This window comes from Planococcus sp. FY231025 (assembly GCF_052078085.1).
Classification (GTDB): domain Bacteria; phylum Bacillota; class Bacilli; order Bacillales_A; family Planococcaceae; genus Planococcus.
The window spans coordinates 99,248-114,743 of the sequence record NZ_JBQJJG010000010.1 but is presented as its reverse complement, the minus strand read 5'-3'; the positions used below and the strand labels follow the sequence as shown (position 1 = coordinate 114,743).

At 50.5% G+C, this 15,496-nt stretch carries 16 protein-coding genes; 7 read left to right on the top strand and 9 right to left on the bottom strand.

Translation table 11 applies throughout. The features are described 5' to 3' along the window. Nucleotides 1-48: 48 nt before the first annotated feature. Complete coding sequence (locus ACTL32_RS15850) at nucleotides 49-234, bottom strand: YhzD family protein (RefSeq protein ID WP_441342386.1); 186 nt, start codon at nucleotides 232-234, stop codon at nucleotides 49-51. Nucleotides 235-357: 123 nt separating this feature from the next. On the opposite strand from ACTL32_RS15850, the gene ACTL32_RS15845 reads away from it, so the two are divergent. From ACTL32_RS15845 to yhaM, 5 genes are all read left to right on the top strand, one after another. After that, nucleotides 358-1,257 (top strand): ABC transporter ATP-binding protein, encoded by a 900-nt coding sequence (locus ACTL32_RS15845; protein WP_441342385.1) that lies wholly within the window; start codon nucleotides 358-360, stop codon nucleotides 1,255-1,257. Then, on the top strand, nucleotides 1,250-2,500 hold the full coding sequence (locus ACTL32_RS15840; RefSeq protein ID WP_441342384.1) for an ABC transporter permease: 1,251 nt from the start codon (nucleotides 1,250-1,252) through the stop codon (nucleotides 2,498-2,500). The genes ACTL32_RS15845 and ACTL32_RS15840 overlap by 8 nt, the downstream gene beginning before the upstream one ends. 100 nt (nucleotides 2,501-2,600) lie before the next feature. Continuing rightward, entirely contained in the window at nucleotides 2,601-3,824 is a 1,224-nt protein-coding gene (locus ACTL32_RS15835) for a metallophosphoesterase family protein (RefSeq protein WP_441342383.1), read from the top strand. Beyond that, entirely contained in the window at nucleotides 3,821-6,643 is a 2,823-nt protein-coding gene (locus ACTL32_RS15830; RefSeq protein ID WP_441342382.1) for an ATP-binding protein, read from the top strand. The genes ACTL32_RS15835 and ACTL32_RS15830 overlap by 4 nt, the downstream gene beginning before the upstream one ends. Further along, nucleotides 6,640-7,581, top strand: a complete 942-nt coding sequence (gene yhaM, locus ACTL32_RS15825; RefSeq protein WP_441342381.1) for a 3'-5' exoribonuclease YhaM — start codon at nucleotides 6,640-6,642, stop codon at nucleotides 7,579-7,581. The genes ACTL32_RS15830 and yhaM overlap by 4 nt, the downstream gene beginning before the upstream one ends. Before the next feature lie 37 nt (nucleotides 7,582-7,618). Here yhaM and ACTL32_RS15820 read toward each other — a convergent pair whose 3' ends face one another. The 7 genes from ACTL32_RS15820 to ACTL32_RS15790 form a co-directional block, all read right to left on the bottom strand. Beyond that, complete coding sequence (locus ACTL32_RS15820; protein WP_441342380.1) at nucleotides 7,619-8,509, bottom strand: peptidylprolyl isomerase; 891 nt, start codon at nucleotides 8,507-8,509, stop codon at nucleotides 7,619-7,621. A gap of 111 nt (nucleotides 8,510-8,620) precedes the next feature. Next, nucleotides 8,621-8,806 carry a hypothetical protein gene (locus ACTL32_RS15815; protein WP_300991993.1) on the bottom strand — a complete coding sequence of 62 codons (186 nt, stop codon included), beginning with the start codon at nucleotides 8,804-8,806 and terminating at the stop codon, nucleotides 8,621-8,623. Nucleotides 8,807-8,865: 59 nt separating this feature from the next. Then, nucleotides 8,866-9,411 carry a DUF3267 domain-containing protein gene (locus ACTL32_RS15810; protein ID WP_441342379.1) on the bottom strand — a complete coding sequence of 182 codons (546 nt, stop codon included), beginning with the start codon at nucleotides 9,409-9,411 and terminating at the stop codon, nucleotides 8,866-8,868. A gap of 94 nt (nucleotides 9,412-9,505) precedes the next feature. After that, nucleotides 9,506-10,078, bottom strand: coding sequence for an HTH-type transcriptional regulator Hpr (locus ACTL32_RS15805; protein WP_441342378.1), 573 nt, complete (start codon nucleotides 10,076-10,078; stop codon nucleotides 9,506-9,508). A gap of 132 nt (nucleotides 10,079-10,210) precedes the next feature. Continuing rightward, nucleotides 10,211-10,639: a YtxH domain-containing protein gene (locus ACTL32_RS15800; protein WP_441342377.1), complete on the bottom strand. Its 429-nt coding sequence runs from the start codon at nucleotides 10,637-10,639 to the stop codon at nucleotides 10,211-10,213. A gap of 148 nt (nucleotides 10,640-10,787) precedes the next feature. Continuing rightward, on the bottom strand, nucleotides 10,788-11,318 hold the full coding sequence (locus ACTL32_RS15795; protein WP_204892991.1) for a tryptophan transporter: 531 nt from the start codon (nucleotides 11,316-11,318) through the stop codon (nucleotides 10,788-10,790). 110 nt (nucleotides 11,319-11,428) lie between these two features. Continuing rightward, complete coding sequence (locus ACTL32_RS15790; RefSeq protein WP_441342376.1) at nucleotides 11,429-11,860, bottom strand: HIT family protein; 432 nt, start codon at nucleotides 11,858-11,860, stop codon at nucleotides 11,429-11,431. Between the two features lie 104 nt (nucleotides 11,861-11,964). Here ACTL32_RS15790 and ACTL32_RS15785 point away from each other — a divergent pair, with 104 nt between their 5' ends. Both ACTL32_RS15785 and ACTL32_RS15780 read left to right on the top strand, forming a co-directional pair. Beyond that, nucleotides 11,965-12,714 (top strand): ABC transporter ATP-binding protein, encoded by a 750-nt coding sequence (locus tag ACTL32_RS15785; RefSeq protein ID WP_441342375.1) that lies wholly within the window; start codon nucleotides 11,965-11,967, stop codon nucleotides 12,712-12,714. Next, nucleotides 12,698-13,897, top strand: coding sequence for an ABC transporter permease (locus ACTL32_RS15780; RefSeq protein ID WP_441342374.1), 1,200 nt, complete (start codon nucleotides 12,698-12,700; stop codon nucleotides 13,895-13,897). The genes ACTL32_RS15785 and ACTL32_RS15780 overlap by 17 nt, the downstream gene beginning before the upstream one ends. Before the next feature lie 390 nt (nucleotides 13,898-14,287). Here ACTL32_RS15780 and ACTL32_RS15775 read toward each other — a convergent pair whose 3' ends face one another. Further along, a complete protein-coding gene (locus ACTL32_RS15775) occupies nucleotides 14,288-15,454 on the bottom strand; it encodes an amidohydrolase (RefSeq protein WP_441342373.1) in 1,167 nt (388 codons plus the stop codon). Nucleotides 15,455-15,496: the final 42 nt, after the last annotated feature.

Sequence of the window (15,496 nt, the reverse complement as noted above, 5' to 3'; positions counted from 1 at the left end):
TGAGGTGTATTGGAATTTTCTCCAATACACCTTTTGCTTGTCTTCAAGTTATGAATGGAACAGCACGAGCTTGCCTTCTGGCGAAACGACCCGGTGTGTTTTCTCGAGAAGCGATTTTTCTTCCAGAAGCGCTTGGCCTTTTTCTTTTGCTTGGCTGTCGTTTTCAGCAGTGAATGACTCTTCGATGATCAGTTCGCCCGTTTTTTCAAAGGCAGTCAATTTATACGTTCTCATGCAGGGACAACTCCTTCTGAATGGTTATTCATTTTCAGTATAGCCGTTTTCCAGAAAAAAGTCCTCCGATTTGTGAAACATTTCAAGGGCAGTGCCGTATAAGAAGAAAAGGGGGAATGGAAAATGACGTTGCGAGTGGAAAATGCTACAAAGCAATTCGGCAGCTTTACCGCAGTGGACAACCTGACCCTGCAGGTCGGCCAAGGCCAGATGTACGGCTTTCTTGGGGCAAACGGCGCAGGGAAAACCACAACGTTCCGGATGATCCTCGGGCTTCTCAAGCAGACCAGTGGAACGATCACCTGGAACGGCAAGCCGATTACATATGAAAGCAGCCCGAAAATCGGCTATTTGCCGGAAGAGCGGGGATTGTACCCGAAGATGAAAGTGGAGGAGCAGCTGGTGTATTTGGCGCAGCTGCGCCAAATGCCGGCGGCTGATGCGAAGCGGGAAGCCCATCGGTGGCTGGAACGATTCCAAGTTCCGCATTATGCCCAGAAAAAAGTGGAAGAGCTGTCCAAAGGAAATCAGCAGAAAATCCAGCTGATCGCTTCATTGATACATAAACCTTCTTTGTTGATTCTGGATGAACCATTTTCGGGATTGGATCCGGTCAATGTGGAAATGCTGAAGTCCGCCATCCTGGATTTTCAGAAGCAAGGAGCCACCATCGTGTTTTCAAGCCATCGCATGGACCATGTAGAGGAGCTTTGTGATGATATGAGCATACTGGACAAAGGGAAAGTGGTTGTCAGCGGATCAATTCGCGAAGCCAAACGCTCTTTCGGCAAACAGAATGTCCGGCTCAAGATGGATGCCGACCTCTCCCTCCTGGGAGGCTTGCAAGGCGTGGAAAGCTTCACAAAGACGCATGACGGAGCCGTGTTCCGGGTCGGCCAGGAAGAAACAGCGCAGCGGATTTTGGAGGAAGCGATGAAACTGGGGCCGCTCCGCCACTTTGCCATCGAGGAGCCGACCTTGGAGGAAATTTTCATTGCGAAAGTAGGGAAAGCTTATGCATAGTTTCTGGATCATTTTCAAGCAGGCTTTCCTGACCAAGGCCCGCACCAAATCGTTTATCATCACGACACTCGTTGTGGCTGCTTCATTTTTTCTGCTGGCGAATTTATCGAACATCATCGCTCTGGTAGACGGGGAAAACGATGAAGCGGAAGTGCTGCACGTCATTGACCCTTCAGGAGAGCTTTTGCCGTTGCTGCAGGAGCAATTGGCCTCGGCCGGCAATCCGGTCGAAGCCGTGCCGGCAGAGATGCTGGAAGCTGAATTGCGTGATGGCATCACAGATGGAACCATCCAGGCATTTTTAGAGCTGCAGCAAGCGGGCCAATTGAGCGCCCGCTACGTTTCGGAGTCGGCAAACGGCATGGGCAGCGCCGGGGCAGTCGAGCAGGCCGTCCAATCCCTGCAGACGGTTCTGGCAGCCGAACAGCTCGGGCTGGAGGGGGCGGAAGTGGCCCAGTTGTTTGCCCCCGTTGCTTTTGAACGGGAAGCGGTGTCCGAATCGTCCAAGTCCGAGGAAGAACTGAACCAGTCGCGCGGACTTGTGTATATCCTGATTTTGCTTATTTATGTAGCGGTCATCTATTATCCGAATATGATCGCCATGGAAGTGGCGAATGAAAAATCCTCGCGGGTCATGGAGATCCTCATTTCCAGCGTGTCGCCGGTCAAGCATATGTTTGCAAAAATTGCCGGAATCGGGACGCTCGGGATTTTGCAAATGGCGGTATTCGGAGCAGCCGGCTATTTGGCGATCAAAACAGCCGGAACAGAAATGGCCGGCGGAATGTCCGATGTGTTCGGGTTCTCGGATGTCAAAATCAGCACGTTCCTGTTCGCCATCCTGTTTTTCTTATTAGGCTACTTTTTGTATGCTGTGCTTGCAGCGCTGCTCGGCTCGCTTGTCAGCCGGACGGAGGATGTGCAGCAATTGATGCTGCCGATGATGTTCCTCGTAATCATCGCTTCCTTTATCGCGTTCTCCGGAATTGCGGTGCCGGAAGCGACATATGTCACAGTCGCTTCCTATATCCCGTTCTTCGCTCCGCTCGTGATGTTTTTGCGGGTTGGCATGCTGGAGATCCCTTTGTGGGAACCGCTTCTTTCGATTGCCATCATGCTGGCGACCATTGGCGTGCTGGGATGGATCGGGGCGCGGGTCTACCGCGGCGGCGTCCTGATGTACGGCCCGTCGCAGTCCCTGAAGGACATCCGCAAAGCCATCCGGCTTGGGGAAAACAAATAAAGTTGCCGCTGCCAGCCGGAAGTTTTCGGCTGGCAGTTTTTTTTCGTCCGCGCGCATGGTAGTATAAGAACAAATATTCGGTTTTCGAAGGAGCTTGGTCATGAGGGAAATTCGTTTTATTCACACGGCAGATCTGCATTTGGGAAGCCCGTTTACTGGCATGAGGGGCTTGCAGAAAGAACAATGGAAAAGATTGAAGGACAGTACGCTGCTGGCATTTGACCGGCTGGTCGATTATGCGTTGGAACAGCGCCCGGATTTCCTGCTGGTTGCGGGAGATATCTATGACGGGGAGAACCGCAGCCTGCGCGCGCAGCACCGGTTCCAGACCGGGATGCAGCGCCTGGCGGATGAGGGCATTCCTGTCCTGATCAGCCACGGCAACCATGATCATTTGAGCGGGAAATGGACACGCTTCGAGCTGCCGTCGAACGTGCATGTTTTCGGTGCTGAAGTGACACAGAAGACATTGACGGTGCGCGGCATGGATGTGGCAATTTCAGGATTCAGCTACGGGGAGCGGCATGTCAAGGAATCGAAAGTAAAAGAATATCCTCCGGCAGAAAACAGGGACGCTTTTTATATCGGGATGCTCCATGGCAGCCTGGAAGGGGAAACCGCGCATGCGGTCTATGCACCGTTTTCGAAAAACCAGCTGCTGGAGAAAAATTATGATTATTGGGCGCTTGGCCATATCCACCAGCGGCAGGTACTGCACGCCGACCCTCCTATCGTTTATCCGGGAAACACGCAAGGGCGGCACCGAGGGGAAAGCGGAACGAAAGGCTTTTACGATGTGCGACTGTCGAAAAGCGGAGCAGAGCTGGAATTCATCCAGGCTTCGGTCCTGCAATTTGATGAAGTGGAAGTGGACTGTTCCGGAGCCGTGCACATGAACGAGTTGCTGGAAGCCTGCAGCAGCAGCGCGAACCGGTTTGCGGAACGGTTCGGCCCCGCTGCACTGGCGTTGAAACTGGCCAATCTCGATGCTGAAGCTCTTGAACTCATACAGGAAATTCCGGAAGAAGAGCTGTTGGAAACAATACGGGAGAGCGTGGAGGCGCTGGACACGTTTATGTTTGTGCAAAGGGTATGGGCAATCCATGGCAATGAAGGCGGCGAACTGTCGCCGATGGCGGAAGAAATCATCGCCAAAATGGACTCCTGGGAAATCGGCGATTGGAAAACCGTATTGAAGGATCTTTACCGCCATCCCAAAAGCGGCAGGTATTTGGAGCCGCTGGAAACCGGCACTGCAGAAGAAGTCAAATCGCTCGCTGCTGAAAAAATCCGCCGAAGCCTTGGAATGGGGTTGAACACATGAAAATCGAAAAATTAACAATCTATGGTTTCGGCAAGCACCAAGACCGGACGATTGAATTAGGGCCGGAACTGTCGGTTTTTTACGGATCGAACGAAGCCGGCAAGACGACGATCCAGCAATTTATTATCCAGACCTTATTTGGCTATCCGGCTAAAAACCAGAATTTGCGCCGCTATGAACCGAAGAACGGCGGGAAATACGGGGGCCAGGTGCTGATCAACGACCCTGTCTACGGACGCGTAGCCATCGAACGCATCAAAGGGAAAGCAGCAGGCGATGTGACCCTTTATTTTGAAGACGGCACGCGCGGTTCGGATGCCGAATTGAAGGCGGTTTTGCGGGACTACGACCGGGCTTCATTTGAGTCGGTGTTTTCATTTTCCATCCATGAGCTGCAAGGGCTGGAGTCCATGACAGAAGAGGAATTGAGCCGGACACTGCTTGCTTCGGGCACGACTGGGATGGATGCGGTTGGCAAACTGGAAAGCCGCCTGGAAAAGGAAATGGGCGATGTGTTCAAAAAGAATGGGCGCAATCCGCAGATCAATCAGGCTGTCGAAGAGCTGAGGGCATTGGAGGCAGAACTGAAAGAACACCGCAGCCAAATGGAATTATATGAACCCTATCTTTCCAGGAGCCGTGAAATTGATGGCCGGCTCGCCGGCATCCTCGAGGAGGAAGCTGCAATAGACTCGGAGTTGAAATCGGTCGAGCGCTGGCTTCAGGCGGCGCCGCTGCTCGAAAAATGCCAGGCGTTGCAGGCAGAAGCTGCTGTGTTGAAAGAGGGTAAAATGCCGGTGGATGGCCGCCGGAGAATGGATCGGCTGGTGGACCGGCTTTCGGAAGTGCAGTCTCAGCTTGCATTGCTCCCAAAAGATCCAGTGCCGGCAACCGTCGCTGTGATAACCGAGACGCAGCAGCTGGAGCAGCTGTTGGAAGAGGAATCCGGCTGGCATCAGCTGCAATCTGCGCTTCGGAAGGGGCAGGAGGAAGCGGCTAAAATCTCTGCAGAACAGAACCGGCTCCTGTCATTGGTAGGCATGGAGCTTCAGGAAGCGATGCAGGCGGACGTTTCCCTGAACAATGAAGAACGGCTCCTTTCCCATATTGAAGAAGTGGACCAAGAAGAAGAAGAGAACCGTTTCCGCGAGAGAAAGCTGGGAGAAGAAAAAGCGAAGTTGGCCGAAACCGAGAAAGAGCTGAAATTTTTCCTGGCAGGAGAGCCTTCGGAACAGGAGCGCACAGCAGCGGAAGATTGGATGGAGACTGTCCCAAAATTGGCAGAAGCCAAAGCGGCAAGCCGGGCCAGTAGTCGGCAAGATACCCGGAAACTCAGCCTTGGATTGATCGCACTCGGCCTTTTGGGAGCTTTAGCGGGCGCTGTCCAGGGAAACTACTTGCTGGCAGCAATCGCCCTGGCAGCAGCCGGGGCAGGTGTCTGGCAGCTATGGAGTGCAAAGGGTGGAGAAAGCCTCCAACCGGAATACGCGCGGCTGCTATCAACCTACGAAGGGCGGGAAGCGGAGTTCGAAGCATTGATCCACAAGCTGGACCGCTGGGACCGCAGGCTGGATGAGTTGCTGGAAGGGTTGGAGGCCGCGAAAGAGCGGGTCGCTTCGCTTTCCAGACAGCCCCGAAAGGAAACTGCTGAAGGGGCTTACCAGCAATTTTTGGCGCGCCTTGGACTGCTTCCGGAAACCGGACGGAAAACGATTGTGGAGCTTTTTGCCAAACTTCGTGAAATCCATGCTCTGCATTCGGCAAACGTGAGTCTTCAGCAAGACCTTGAAAAGTTTCAGTCCGAGGAGAGGGAATGGCTGCAAAAAGCGGAACGCGCCTGCGGCATGCGCTTATCTTCAGATGGGCTTTTCACAGCTCTCCGGAGGGAACTGGCGAGCAGGCAAGAGAATAATAACCAAGCCGTCAAACAGCGCGAAAAAGCCGAAGCTAGGCAAGCGGAACTGGATGCGCTCCATGCACTTGCTGAACAGATCCGACAGGAGCAGCAAGTGCTGCTCGAAGAAGTCGGCGCGGAGAATCCGGAGGCCTTTTACGCGCTCTGCAGCGATGCGGAGCAGCTCGAAGCTGTGAGGAAAGAATTAGCGCCGATCAAAGCCCAGTTGGCGGCAATCGGAGAGTTTCCGGAAATGCGGAGCGAAGAAGCCTCTGTCCGCATGGAAGAGCTCGGAACAAAGCGGTCCGAGCTGAAAGGGGAGCGCAATGCCCTCCTCGCTGAACAGGCGGAGAAGCTTCAGGCCGCAAAGAATCTGCTCTCGAGCGGTGACTACGAAGATAAACTTCAGCAATACGAGGAGCAGAAAGTGGAGCTTGCCGAGCTGGCAAAGCGTTGGTCCGTCGATAAAGCAATCACCGAAGCGATCCGGCAGACCCTTGGCGAACTGAAAGAAAAGAAACTGCCGGCAGTTATTGAAGCGGCGAGGGCTTACTTCGGCATTCTGACAGGAAATGCCTATAACGCACTTGAACTGAATCCTCAAGGTTTCTTCGAAGCGGTGAGGGAAGATGGCATGCGGTTCCATATAGCGGAGCTCAGCCAAGCAACAAAAGAACAGGCTTACCTCTCCTTGCGCCTTTCCCTGGCAGTCTCCATGAAGGACAGCCACCCGTTTCCGATCATCATGGACGATCCGTTCGTCCATTTTGATCGCCGCCGGCTTCAGCACGTGATAAACTTAATAACAGAGCTGCAACAGCATCATCAGTTCATATATTTCACCTGCCATGAATCGATGCGGCAAGCTTGGCCAAAAGCCGCTGTCATCGATGTCGCAGCAACCGAAAGGAGTGTCCATTCATGACCAAAGGCATCACCCAGCGCGCCGTCGGCGAGGCGATCGACGAGTTTTTGCTGATCAAACAATCTGTCAAAGGGGTTACGACAACCGGCAACCCCTTCATGTCACTCGTCCTGCAGGACAAGAGCGGCGATATAGAAGCGAAATTATGGGATACGAAGGACGAACACGAAAAGGTGTTTGCCGCTGAAACGATTGTCCGGGTAGGCGGGGAAATCCACAGCTACCGCGGCAAAAATCAGCTGCGCATCAAAAGCATCCGCCCGGCGAAGCCGGAAGAAAACCAGTCTATTGCAGATTTGATGCCATCTTCAGAGAAAAGTACGGAAGAGCTTCTAGAAGAAGTGATGCAGTATTTGTTCGAGATGGAAAATCCGCATATTCAGCGCATCACCCGCCACATTCTTAAAAAGTACCAGCAGCAGTTCCTGACATTTCCGGCGGCTACCCGCAATCACCACGATTACGTGTCCGGGCTCGCTGACCACGTTGTTTCCATGCTGCAGCTTGGGAAAGCCCTTATCGGCATCTACCCCTCGCTCAACAAGGACTTGCTGTATGCCGGCATTATTCTCCATGACATCGGCAAGGTGTTCGAGCTGTCGGGGCCGATTGCCACGACCTATACGGTCAAAGGCAATCTCTTGGGCCATATTTCCATCATGGTGACGGAAATCGAAAAGACTGCTGAAGAACTTGAAATCGACTCGGAAGAAGTCCTGCTGCTTCAGCATATGGTCCTGTCCCACCACGGCAAGGAAGAGTGGGGGAGCCCGAAAAAACCGATGATCAAGGAAGCGGAGATCCTCCATTACATCGATAACATCGATGCGAAGATGATGATGCTTGACCGCGCACTCGGCAAAACGAAACCCGGCGAGTTCACGGAACGGCTGTTTCCGCTGGATAACCGTTCTTTCTACAAACCGACGATTGAATAAAAAAACTCCCGTTCATGAGAACGGGAGTTTTTTGTGATCATTGAGTTGGAGCAGGAGCTGCTTCGGCGTTGATGATTTCATCCAGAGCGCCTTTCAAGTCTTCATCTTTGATGTCAACTTCAGCTTCTTTCAGCATTTCCGCGATTTTTGGCACTAAAGCAGCTTGGTCAGCTTTAGCCATTGCCAAGTCAGAGCGGATCTGCTCTTTCTGGTCTTCAAGGGCAGGCTGGTCTTCCACTTGGCGCTTTTCAGTCACCTGGATAATGTGGAAGCCGTGCTGCGACTGGACAGGTTCGCTGATTTCATCGACTTCTAGCGCAAATGCCGCTTCTTCGAATTCAGGGACCATTGCACCGGCACCGAACCAGTCAAGGCCGCCGCCATTTGCTGCAGAGCCCGGATCTGTAGAGTACTCTTCCGCAAGCTTAGCGAAATCGCCGCCTTCATCCAATTCTTTTTTCACTTTATCGGCAGTTTCTTGATCCGCTACAAGGATGTGGCGGGCATTCAATTCCGTGCCTTGACGTTCGTATTGCTGCTGGATTTCTTCATCCGTCACTTCAACGCCGTCTGTCAACGCTTTTTCCTGCAACAGGTTCAAGCGGATGACTTTTTTATAGCTTTCTTCTGTCTGGTTGTTCTGTTCAAGGAATTGGTCGAAGGTGTCGCCCATTTCCTCTTTATTTTTTTCGAATTCCGCTTCAACTTCTTCGTCGGTTACTTCATATTTGTCAGCAAGGACTTTCTCAATCATCAGGATCTGGATCGCTTGGTCGCCGACCGATGTTTTCATTTCTTCATAAAGGTCTTCTTTTGAAATATCGCCGACTTCTGACGATACAATCACTTCACCGTCTGAGCTGTCGCTGCAAGCAGCTAAGGCCAGTACAGAAGCAGCCAAGGACAAGGTTAATATAGATTTCTTCATTTTATTCGCTCCCAACTTTCTATCTAGATGCAGTAGTTACTATACCATAAACGTTTAAAAAATCAAAAAGTTTCCTATAAAAAAAAGTTCAGATGCCGAAGGCAAATGAACTCATGGAGTAAATTCTACACCTACATACAATGATACTAATAGAATCGTGATCAATATATTGATGGTCCGGAAAATTTTCTGGTGGTTTTCTTCCGGAATTTCCCGAGAAGTGACGAGTGCTAGTGTCATACGGTTGATCTGGAACAGGTAAAACACAGAAAACATAACTACGAACGCGATAATCATGGATTTCCTCCCCTCTGACTTAGCATCTAGTATAGCAAATGCGGAGAGAAAAAACACGATTAGACAATCGCTTCAGGTACAAGGATTTCGAATCCGGTCTCTGTTTCTTCAATCAGTGCATCTTTTGGAGAATGGGCAAGGTTGCGGATATAGATGAGATCCGTCAAGCACAGGCCGCTATGGTAGGCGAGCAGTACAGCGAAATAATGGCTGTAGCTCGGCATAAGTATACTCAGGACAATGATGGCCGAATTGATCACCAGGAACGGCGAAAGCAGGGTCATGAGAAAACGCAGCTTCGGCACCGGTTCGTCGATGTGCAAGGAAATGAGCGGAAGGATTCCCATCCGTTTTTTGACGATCAGCCGGATGCATTTCCGGCAGCCGAGCAGCGGCAGTAGATGAAACAGCTTATGAAGCGGGTAGATGGCAATTATGGCCGCAATGAATAACAGGAAGTTCTGATCCGATAAAGGATCGGAATACAATATGTTCAGTATGATATAAAAGCTCATAAAAACACCGAGCGCTATAAGTCCAGACATCATGTAAAGGCGGTCGTGGCCGTATTGTTTTTTCACGTTGATGGTTTTCCAGCAATGCATTAGTTTGCATCTCCTAAAAGTCGATTTCTCTTTTGAGTCGATACATACAATACAACGATTTTAGCCCAATTGCAACCATCTGTCATATTAAATTTTAGAGAGCGTTTTCACTCTTTTTCTCAGGTTCAATCATGTGGTTTTCTTCGCTGAATCTATTTTCGAGATTTTTAAAAGAGGCTTCGAAAATTTCCATGAAGTCATTGCCGTAGATATTGCGAATAATGGCCATTACATCCATGAATTCCGGGAATTTGCCGTACAGGCTTCGGAGCGGCAATGAGCTTTCGATGACGGTGTGGGGAGTGTCGTGATATTTCTCAATCATCTCCTGCATAAGCTCTTCACCCTTAGGGGTCAATTCCACATATGTATTGCGCTTGTCTGTGTCACGTTTTGAAAAGGCCAGCAATTCCCGTTCTTCCAGTTTCTTCGAGAAGTTGAAGGCGGTGGAGACGTGCATAACGCCAAATTTGGCGACATCGGAAATCGAGGCGCCTTTCAGGTGATAGGCAATCCATAAAATGTGGTGTTCATTGATATTCAAATCATAAGGTTTTATCCATAGCTGCCAGTCTTTTTCAACGGCCTTCCACAAAGCTTTCGACAACTGGCCGATCCTTTGGCTGAACATCATGGCTTCTTTTAACGTATAATCGCGTTCGGTCATAAAAGCACCAACTCTCCCCCGTTAATGTTTTCCCTTATTATAGCAATAAAGCAAAACATAATGAAGTGCGAATAATAAAAAAATTTGAAATAAAAAAATTGGAATAAAAAAACTGCCAAAAGGCAGCTGTTTTTATGAATGGTCGATTACTTTGACCGACTCGTCTTCATCATGCGCGTCGTTTTTATCTTTTTTGTCTTTGCTGATGGAGTTCTGCAAAGCTTCAATTGCATTCTGGATCGCCAGGATTTCAAGCTGCAAATGCTCTTTTGCAGGAGCAGTGCCTTCTTTCCATGTTTCCATTGAAGCTTTCAAGCCATTCGTTGCTTCCGGCAAAGTGGTTTTTGTTTCTTCTTTCAGGTTGTTAACCGATTCTTTGAGCTCGTTCACTTTCTCTTTTACATCCGTCATTTTTTCTTTCCAGTCATCTTTCCAATCGGATGATGCGGTTTTCACCGAAGTGCGAAGATCTTTCCCTGATTGGGGTGCTGAAAATAAAGTGGTTGCCGCTCCAGCGGCCAGGCCTGTCGCAAGCCCTAAGAAAAATGTCGATGCTTTCATTAGCAAAACGCCCCTTTCGTCCTATATCGTTCTTTTCCTTTATTTCACCTAATTAAAACATAAAAATGAATCACTACTCAATGAAAAAAGCTTTTCGGCGATATTCCGCCGAAAAGCTTTGAACAACAAACCCTTTGCAGCCGCGCGTTTAAGCGGATTGGGTTGCTGCCGTTTCAAACTTCGAACGTTTGACGAGCGTCAAGACGATCGGGTAGATCAAGCCGAACGCAATTCCGTTGATGAGCATCGCAGGCACCACGACAGTCACGAACAATGCACTGAACGGGATATCCGCACCAACTACAAAAATGGCTGCTGACAGGAAAATCGCGCCTGACAAAGCTGTGCCGCCGGCCGCCAATGCGATAGATGCCGGCAATTTCGCTGCATATTTCTTCAGGATCAAGACTGCCGCCAGAAAGACGAAAGCAGTGACGAACTTATCGATGATGTTCGGAACAAATCCGCCCGGGAATGTTGAAAACAGACCCGAAATCACACCGGTAGTTACTGCTAGCAGAAAAACATTTTTCGTATAAGGGAATAATAATATTCCGATAAACATCATAGTCAGCATGAAATCAGGCTTCATTCCACCGTTGAATCCCGGAATGATCACATAAAGTGCAGCACCGACACTGACCAGCATTGCCATTAAAACTAAATTCTTCGTATTCATTTCTCATCTCTCCTCAGCTCAAGGCTATTTGTTTTTGGCTTTTCCCGGACGTGCCCTCGTGGCCGCCGGCGAAAAACTTATTCTGATTCTATCTTGTCCTCACCGGTAAATCAAGTGGCGGGGTTTAATTTCATTTTCACTTGCTCAGCCAATTCCTGGATGCGCTCTGCTGTAAACTCTTTTTCCTTCGTCACCCACTTCGCACCGAAGCCGTCCGTTTCGCCGTAGCGCGGGATGAAATGCAGGTGGAAATGAAAGACGCTCTGTCCGGCTTTGGCGCCGTTGTTATTGAGCAGGTTCATGCCCTCGGGCTGGAATGTCTCGTTTATGGCCGATGCGATTTTTGGTGCCGCACTGAACAGATTGGCTGCTTCGGCAGGCGATAGGTCATAGACGAATTCACGATGGGTTTTCGGAACCAGCAGCGTATGCCCTTTGGAGAGCGGCATGATATCCATGAATGCGTAGACATGTTCATCTTCGTAAATCTTAACGCTCGGAATATCGCCAGCTATGATCTTGCAGAAAATACAATCCTTCATTGTCATCATCCTTTCCATTTTTTCCAGTTTACCATATATAATTTTCAGAAAAGAAATCATCCGCCACATTTGATACAATGAACGAAGAGAAAGAGGTGTTGAGATTGGCAATTTTAGAAGTCCAGTCGCTGACCGGGGGCTACACACGAAAACCGGTCCTGCAAGACGTGACATTTTCCATTAAAAAAGGGGAACTGGTCGGCTTGATCGGCTTGAACGGGGCCGGAAAGAGTACGACGATCAAACACATCATCGGGCTGATGCAGCCGCAGTCAGGGGAAATCCGGCTGAACGGCAAAACGTTCGAAGAAGATATGGATGCCTATAGGTTATCGTTTTCCTACATCCCCGAGACACCGGTTCTGTATGAAGAACTGACCTTGCGCGAGCATTTGGAATTGACGGCGATGGCCTATAATATCGAACCGGCGGTTTTCGAGAAGCGTTCGGCTGAGCTGCTGAAGGAATTCCGCATGGAAAAACGGCTGAACTGGTTCCCTTCGCATTTTTCCAAAGGGATGCGCCAAAAAGTGATGATCATGAGCGCGTTTTTGATCAACCCGGCGCTCTACATCATCGATGAACCGTTTGTCGGGCTCGATCCGCTCGGCATCAAGTCGCTGCTGGACCAGATGGAACAGCAAAAGAGAAAAGGGGCCTCGGTGCTGATGTCCACCCATATTCTGTCGACTGCTGAGCGCTATTGCGACCGAATCATCCTGCTCCACAACGGCCGGGTGCGGGCGATGGGCACAATGAATGACCTCCGGAAAGCGTTCGCCATGCCGGACGCTTCGCTGGATGATTTGTATATTGCAATGACTGAGGATGCTGCAAATGAAGAACTTGCATGAAGTGTGGTCCAGCCGCCTCCAAAAATATACAATAGAAGTCCAGAATTACATGAAATATATCATCACCGGCCATATCGCGGTCGTCATGCTGTTTGCCATCGGCGCGGCAGGCTATGCTTACAGCAACTGGGTCCAGAATGTCCCGCCCGGTTTTCCAGGCGCCTGGCTGTTGGCTGTGGTGTTCGGCCTGCTGCTCGCCTACAGCCCGCCGTCGACATTATTGAAAGCGGCAGATATGGTTTATTTCCTGCCGCTTGAAAGCAAACTCGATGAATATGTGAACCCGGCTTTGAAATGGTCATTTTTCTCGCAGCTATTTCTGCCGGTCGTGGCGTTCATCGTTTCGCTGCCGATGGTCAATGCTCTTTACGGGCTGCCGTCGTCACTGCTGATCGGTCTGCCGATCCTGCTCCTTCTATTGAAGTGGTGGAGCATCCAGACGGAATACGCGTTCCGGAGAGCGCGCGCCGGTCGCGACGCGTGGCTGGACCGCCTTGTCCGCTTTGCGCTTGTCCTCGGTTTTGTTTACTTGTATGTCGTTGGCCAATTGGTGATCGCCGTTGTGGTGCTGTTTGCCATTATTCTTTATGGCAGATGGGTGAAGCAGCAGGCGGCGGGCAAGCCGTTTCCGTATGAGCACTTTATTGGACTCGAGGAGAACCGCATGCTGCGCTTTTATCAGTTTGCCAATTATTTCACCGATGTGCCGCATCTGAAAGGCAAGATCAAAGAGCGCCGCTGGCTGGACTGGGTGTATAAATTCATCGGGAAAGGCCCGGAGAATGCCCATTATTATCTGGTCTGGCGCACGTTCATCCGTTCAGATGAAATGTTCTATCTCTGGGTTCGGCTTACCGTGATTTCCATGGCAGGTGTGTGGATGATCCCGTTCCCGGTTGCCGCAGTGATCTTTGCAGCCGCGCTGGCCTTCGCATCGTCAATCCAAATCTGGCAGGGGCTGAACCAGACCCAGTATTTCCGCATGGACAACCTATTCCCGCTGAGCCGCTTCAGCAGGCAGCAGGCAGTAAGGAAACTTGTCCTATTGCTGCAGGTCCTTCAGGCCTTGCTCGTTGGAGCAGCTGCATTCGCAGCAGGGGAGCCCTTGGTTTCGTTGGTTATTATAGCAGCGGTCCTTGCAGTTTCTGCCGTGACAATCGCTTCCGCTAAAAAACGGAAATGAAAAAAAAACCCTTCGCACTCGATGCGAAGGGTTTTCTAGAATGTCGAGAAACATTTTATAAATTAGTTAATAAAAGAAGATCAACTTTTTACATCGCTTCGGTCGCTTTGGGCATGGCTTACGCCATGAGCCGAGAAGGACACTCGTCTCATAGCTAAAAACTTTCTGCTCCTGCATTGCTGCGCTAGCTTCGTCGCAAATAAAATGGCACAAACTACTTTTGTGCCATTTTATTGCCTAGCCCATGGGCGCGCCGGCGCTAAATAGCTCTTGATAAGTGGAGAGCTCGTGTCGTCAATTTGATTTTTCCTTATAAAATATAAGGAATTTCAATCTTTCTCAACAAGCAGCAAACGCCCTTCGCACTCAATGCGAAGGGTGTTTCTTTTTTTATTCCTGATAATTGATGGCAGCTGCTGCTAAGGTTTTGGCAGCGATCAGCATCGCTTCTTCCTTGAAATCGAATTTCGGATGGTGGTGGGGGAATCCTTCACCGTCTGGCTTTGCTCCTGTAAAGAAGAAGGTGCCCGGTACTTTTTGGAGATAGTAAGCGAAATCTTCTCCGCCCATTTGCGGGGGAGCGTCGTATACTTCGGTGACGCCCGGCACATTCGCTGCGATGTCTCTCAAATACAGGGTTTCTTTTTCGTGATTGACGACCGCCGGATAGCCGCGTGTGAATTTAAACTCGGCGCTGCTGTCAGTGGCAAGGCTTGTGCCGTCAACGACGCGCTTCATTTCCTGCTCCATCAGATTGCGGTTTTTTTCCGTGAAAGTGCGGACGGTTCCCGACAGCTTCGCTTGGTCAGCGATGATGTTGTAAGGATTTTCCGCAACGAACGATGTGACAGAAAGGACGGCTGATTCAAGGGGATCCACTCGACGCGCCACCAATTGCTGCAGGTTCGTCACAAGCTGTGAGCCGATCACGACCGCATCTTTGGTTTCGTGCGGGTTTGCGCCGTGGCCGCCGCGCCCCTGGATTTGAATGTCGAATGCGTCAGCTGCCGCCATGAACGGCCCGACGCGGTAATCGATGCGGCCGTAGGGAGAAGTGGACCAAAGATGCGTGCCGAAAATGACATCGACACCATCAAGCGCTCCCGCTTCGATCATCGCCTGTGCACCGCCCGGGGCGATTTCTTCGGCATGCTGGTGGATCAGCACGTACGTGCCGGCCAGTTCATGGCGCATCATGTGCAGGATTTTCCCAAGCACCAGCAGCGTGGCAGTATGGCCGTCGTGGCCGCAGGCATGCATAACGCCCGGAACAGTCGATTTATAAGGGACCTCTTTTTGGTCATCGATCGACAACGCGTCAAAATCTGCGCGGAGTGCTACGGTCTTGCCGGGCTTGCTGCCGCGGATTGTGGCAACGACCCCGTTTCCGCCGACGCCGTGTTTGACCTCTACACCGAGCTGTTCGTAATAATGCCGTATGTAGTAGGCAGTTTTCGTTTCTTTGAAGGAAGGTTCCGGATGCATGTGCAAATGCCTGCGGATGTCCACCATTTCTTCATAGCTTGTATTTAACTCTGCATAGATTTTGTCCAACATTCGATAAACCCCTTTCAATTCCTAAAATCATGAATAAATAAA

Excerpts from the sequence above, each read along its gene's own strand:
- ACTL32_RS15850 (WP_441342386.1), bottom strand. The coding sequence starts at position 234 with ATGAGAACGTATAAATTGACTGCCTTTGAAAAAACGGGCGAACTGATC.
- ACTL32_RS15845 (WP_441342385.1), top strand. The coding sequence starts at position 358 with ATGACGTTGCGAGTGGAAAATGCTACAAAGCAATTCGGCAGCTTTACC.
- ACTL32_RS15840 (WP_441342384.1), top strand. The coding sequence starts at position 1,250 with ATGCATAGTTTCTGGATCATTTTCAAGCAGGCTTTCCTGACCAAGGCC.
- ACTL32_RS15835 (WP_441342383.1), top strand. The coding sequence starts at position 2,601 with ATGAGGGAAATTCGTTTTATTCACACGGCAGATCTGCATTTGGGAAGC.
- ACTL32_RS15830 (WP_441342382.1), top strand. The coding sequence starts at position 3,821 with ATGAAAATCGAAAAATTAACAATCTATGGTTTCGGCAAGCACCAAGAC.
- yhaM (WP_441342381.1), top strand. The coding sequence starts at position 6,640 with ATGACCAAAGGCATCACCCAGCGCGCCGTCGGCGAGGCGATCGACGAG.
- ACTL32_RS15820 (WP_441342380.1), bottom strand. The coding sequence starts at position 8,509 with ATGAAGAAATCTATATTAACCTTGTCCTTGGCTGCTTCTGTACTGGCC.
- ACTL32_RS15815 (WP_300991993.1), bottom strand. The coding sequence starts at position 8,806 with ATGATTATCGCGTTCGTAGTTATGTTTTCTGTGTTTTACCTGTTCCAG.
- ACTL32_RS15810 (WP_441342379.1), bottom strand. The coding sequence starts at position 9,411 with ATGCATTGCTGGAAAACCATCAACGTGAAAAAACAATACGGCCACGAC.
- ACTL32_RS15805 (WP_441342378.1), bottom strand. The coding sequence starts at position 10,078 with ATGACCGAACGCGATTATACGTTAAAAGAAGCCATGATGTTCAGCCAA.
- ACTL32_RS15800 (WP_441342377.1), bottom strand. The coding sequence starts at position 10,639 with ATGAAAGCATCGACATTTTTCTTAGGGCTTGCGACAGGCCTGGCCGCT.
- ACTL32_RS15795 (WP_204892991.1), bottom strand. The coding sequence starts at position 11,318 with ATGAATACGAAGAATTTAGTTTTAATGGCAATGCTGGTCAGTGTCGGT.
- ACTL32_RS15790 (WP_441342376.1), bottom strand. The coding sequence starts at position 11,860 with ATGAAGGATTGTATTTTCTGCAAGATCATAGCTGGCGATATTCCGAGC.
- ACTL32_RS15780 (WP_441342374.1), top strand. The coding sequence starts at position 12,698 with ATGAAGAACTTGCATGAAGTGTGGTCCAGCCGCCTCCAAAAATATACA.
- ACTL32_RS15775 (WP_441342373.1), bottom strand. The coding sequence starts at position 15,454 with ATGTTGGACAAAATCTATGCAGAGTTAAATACAAGCTATGAAGAAATG.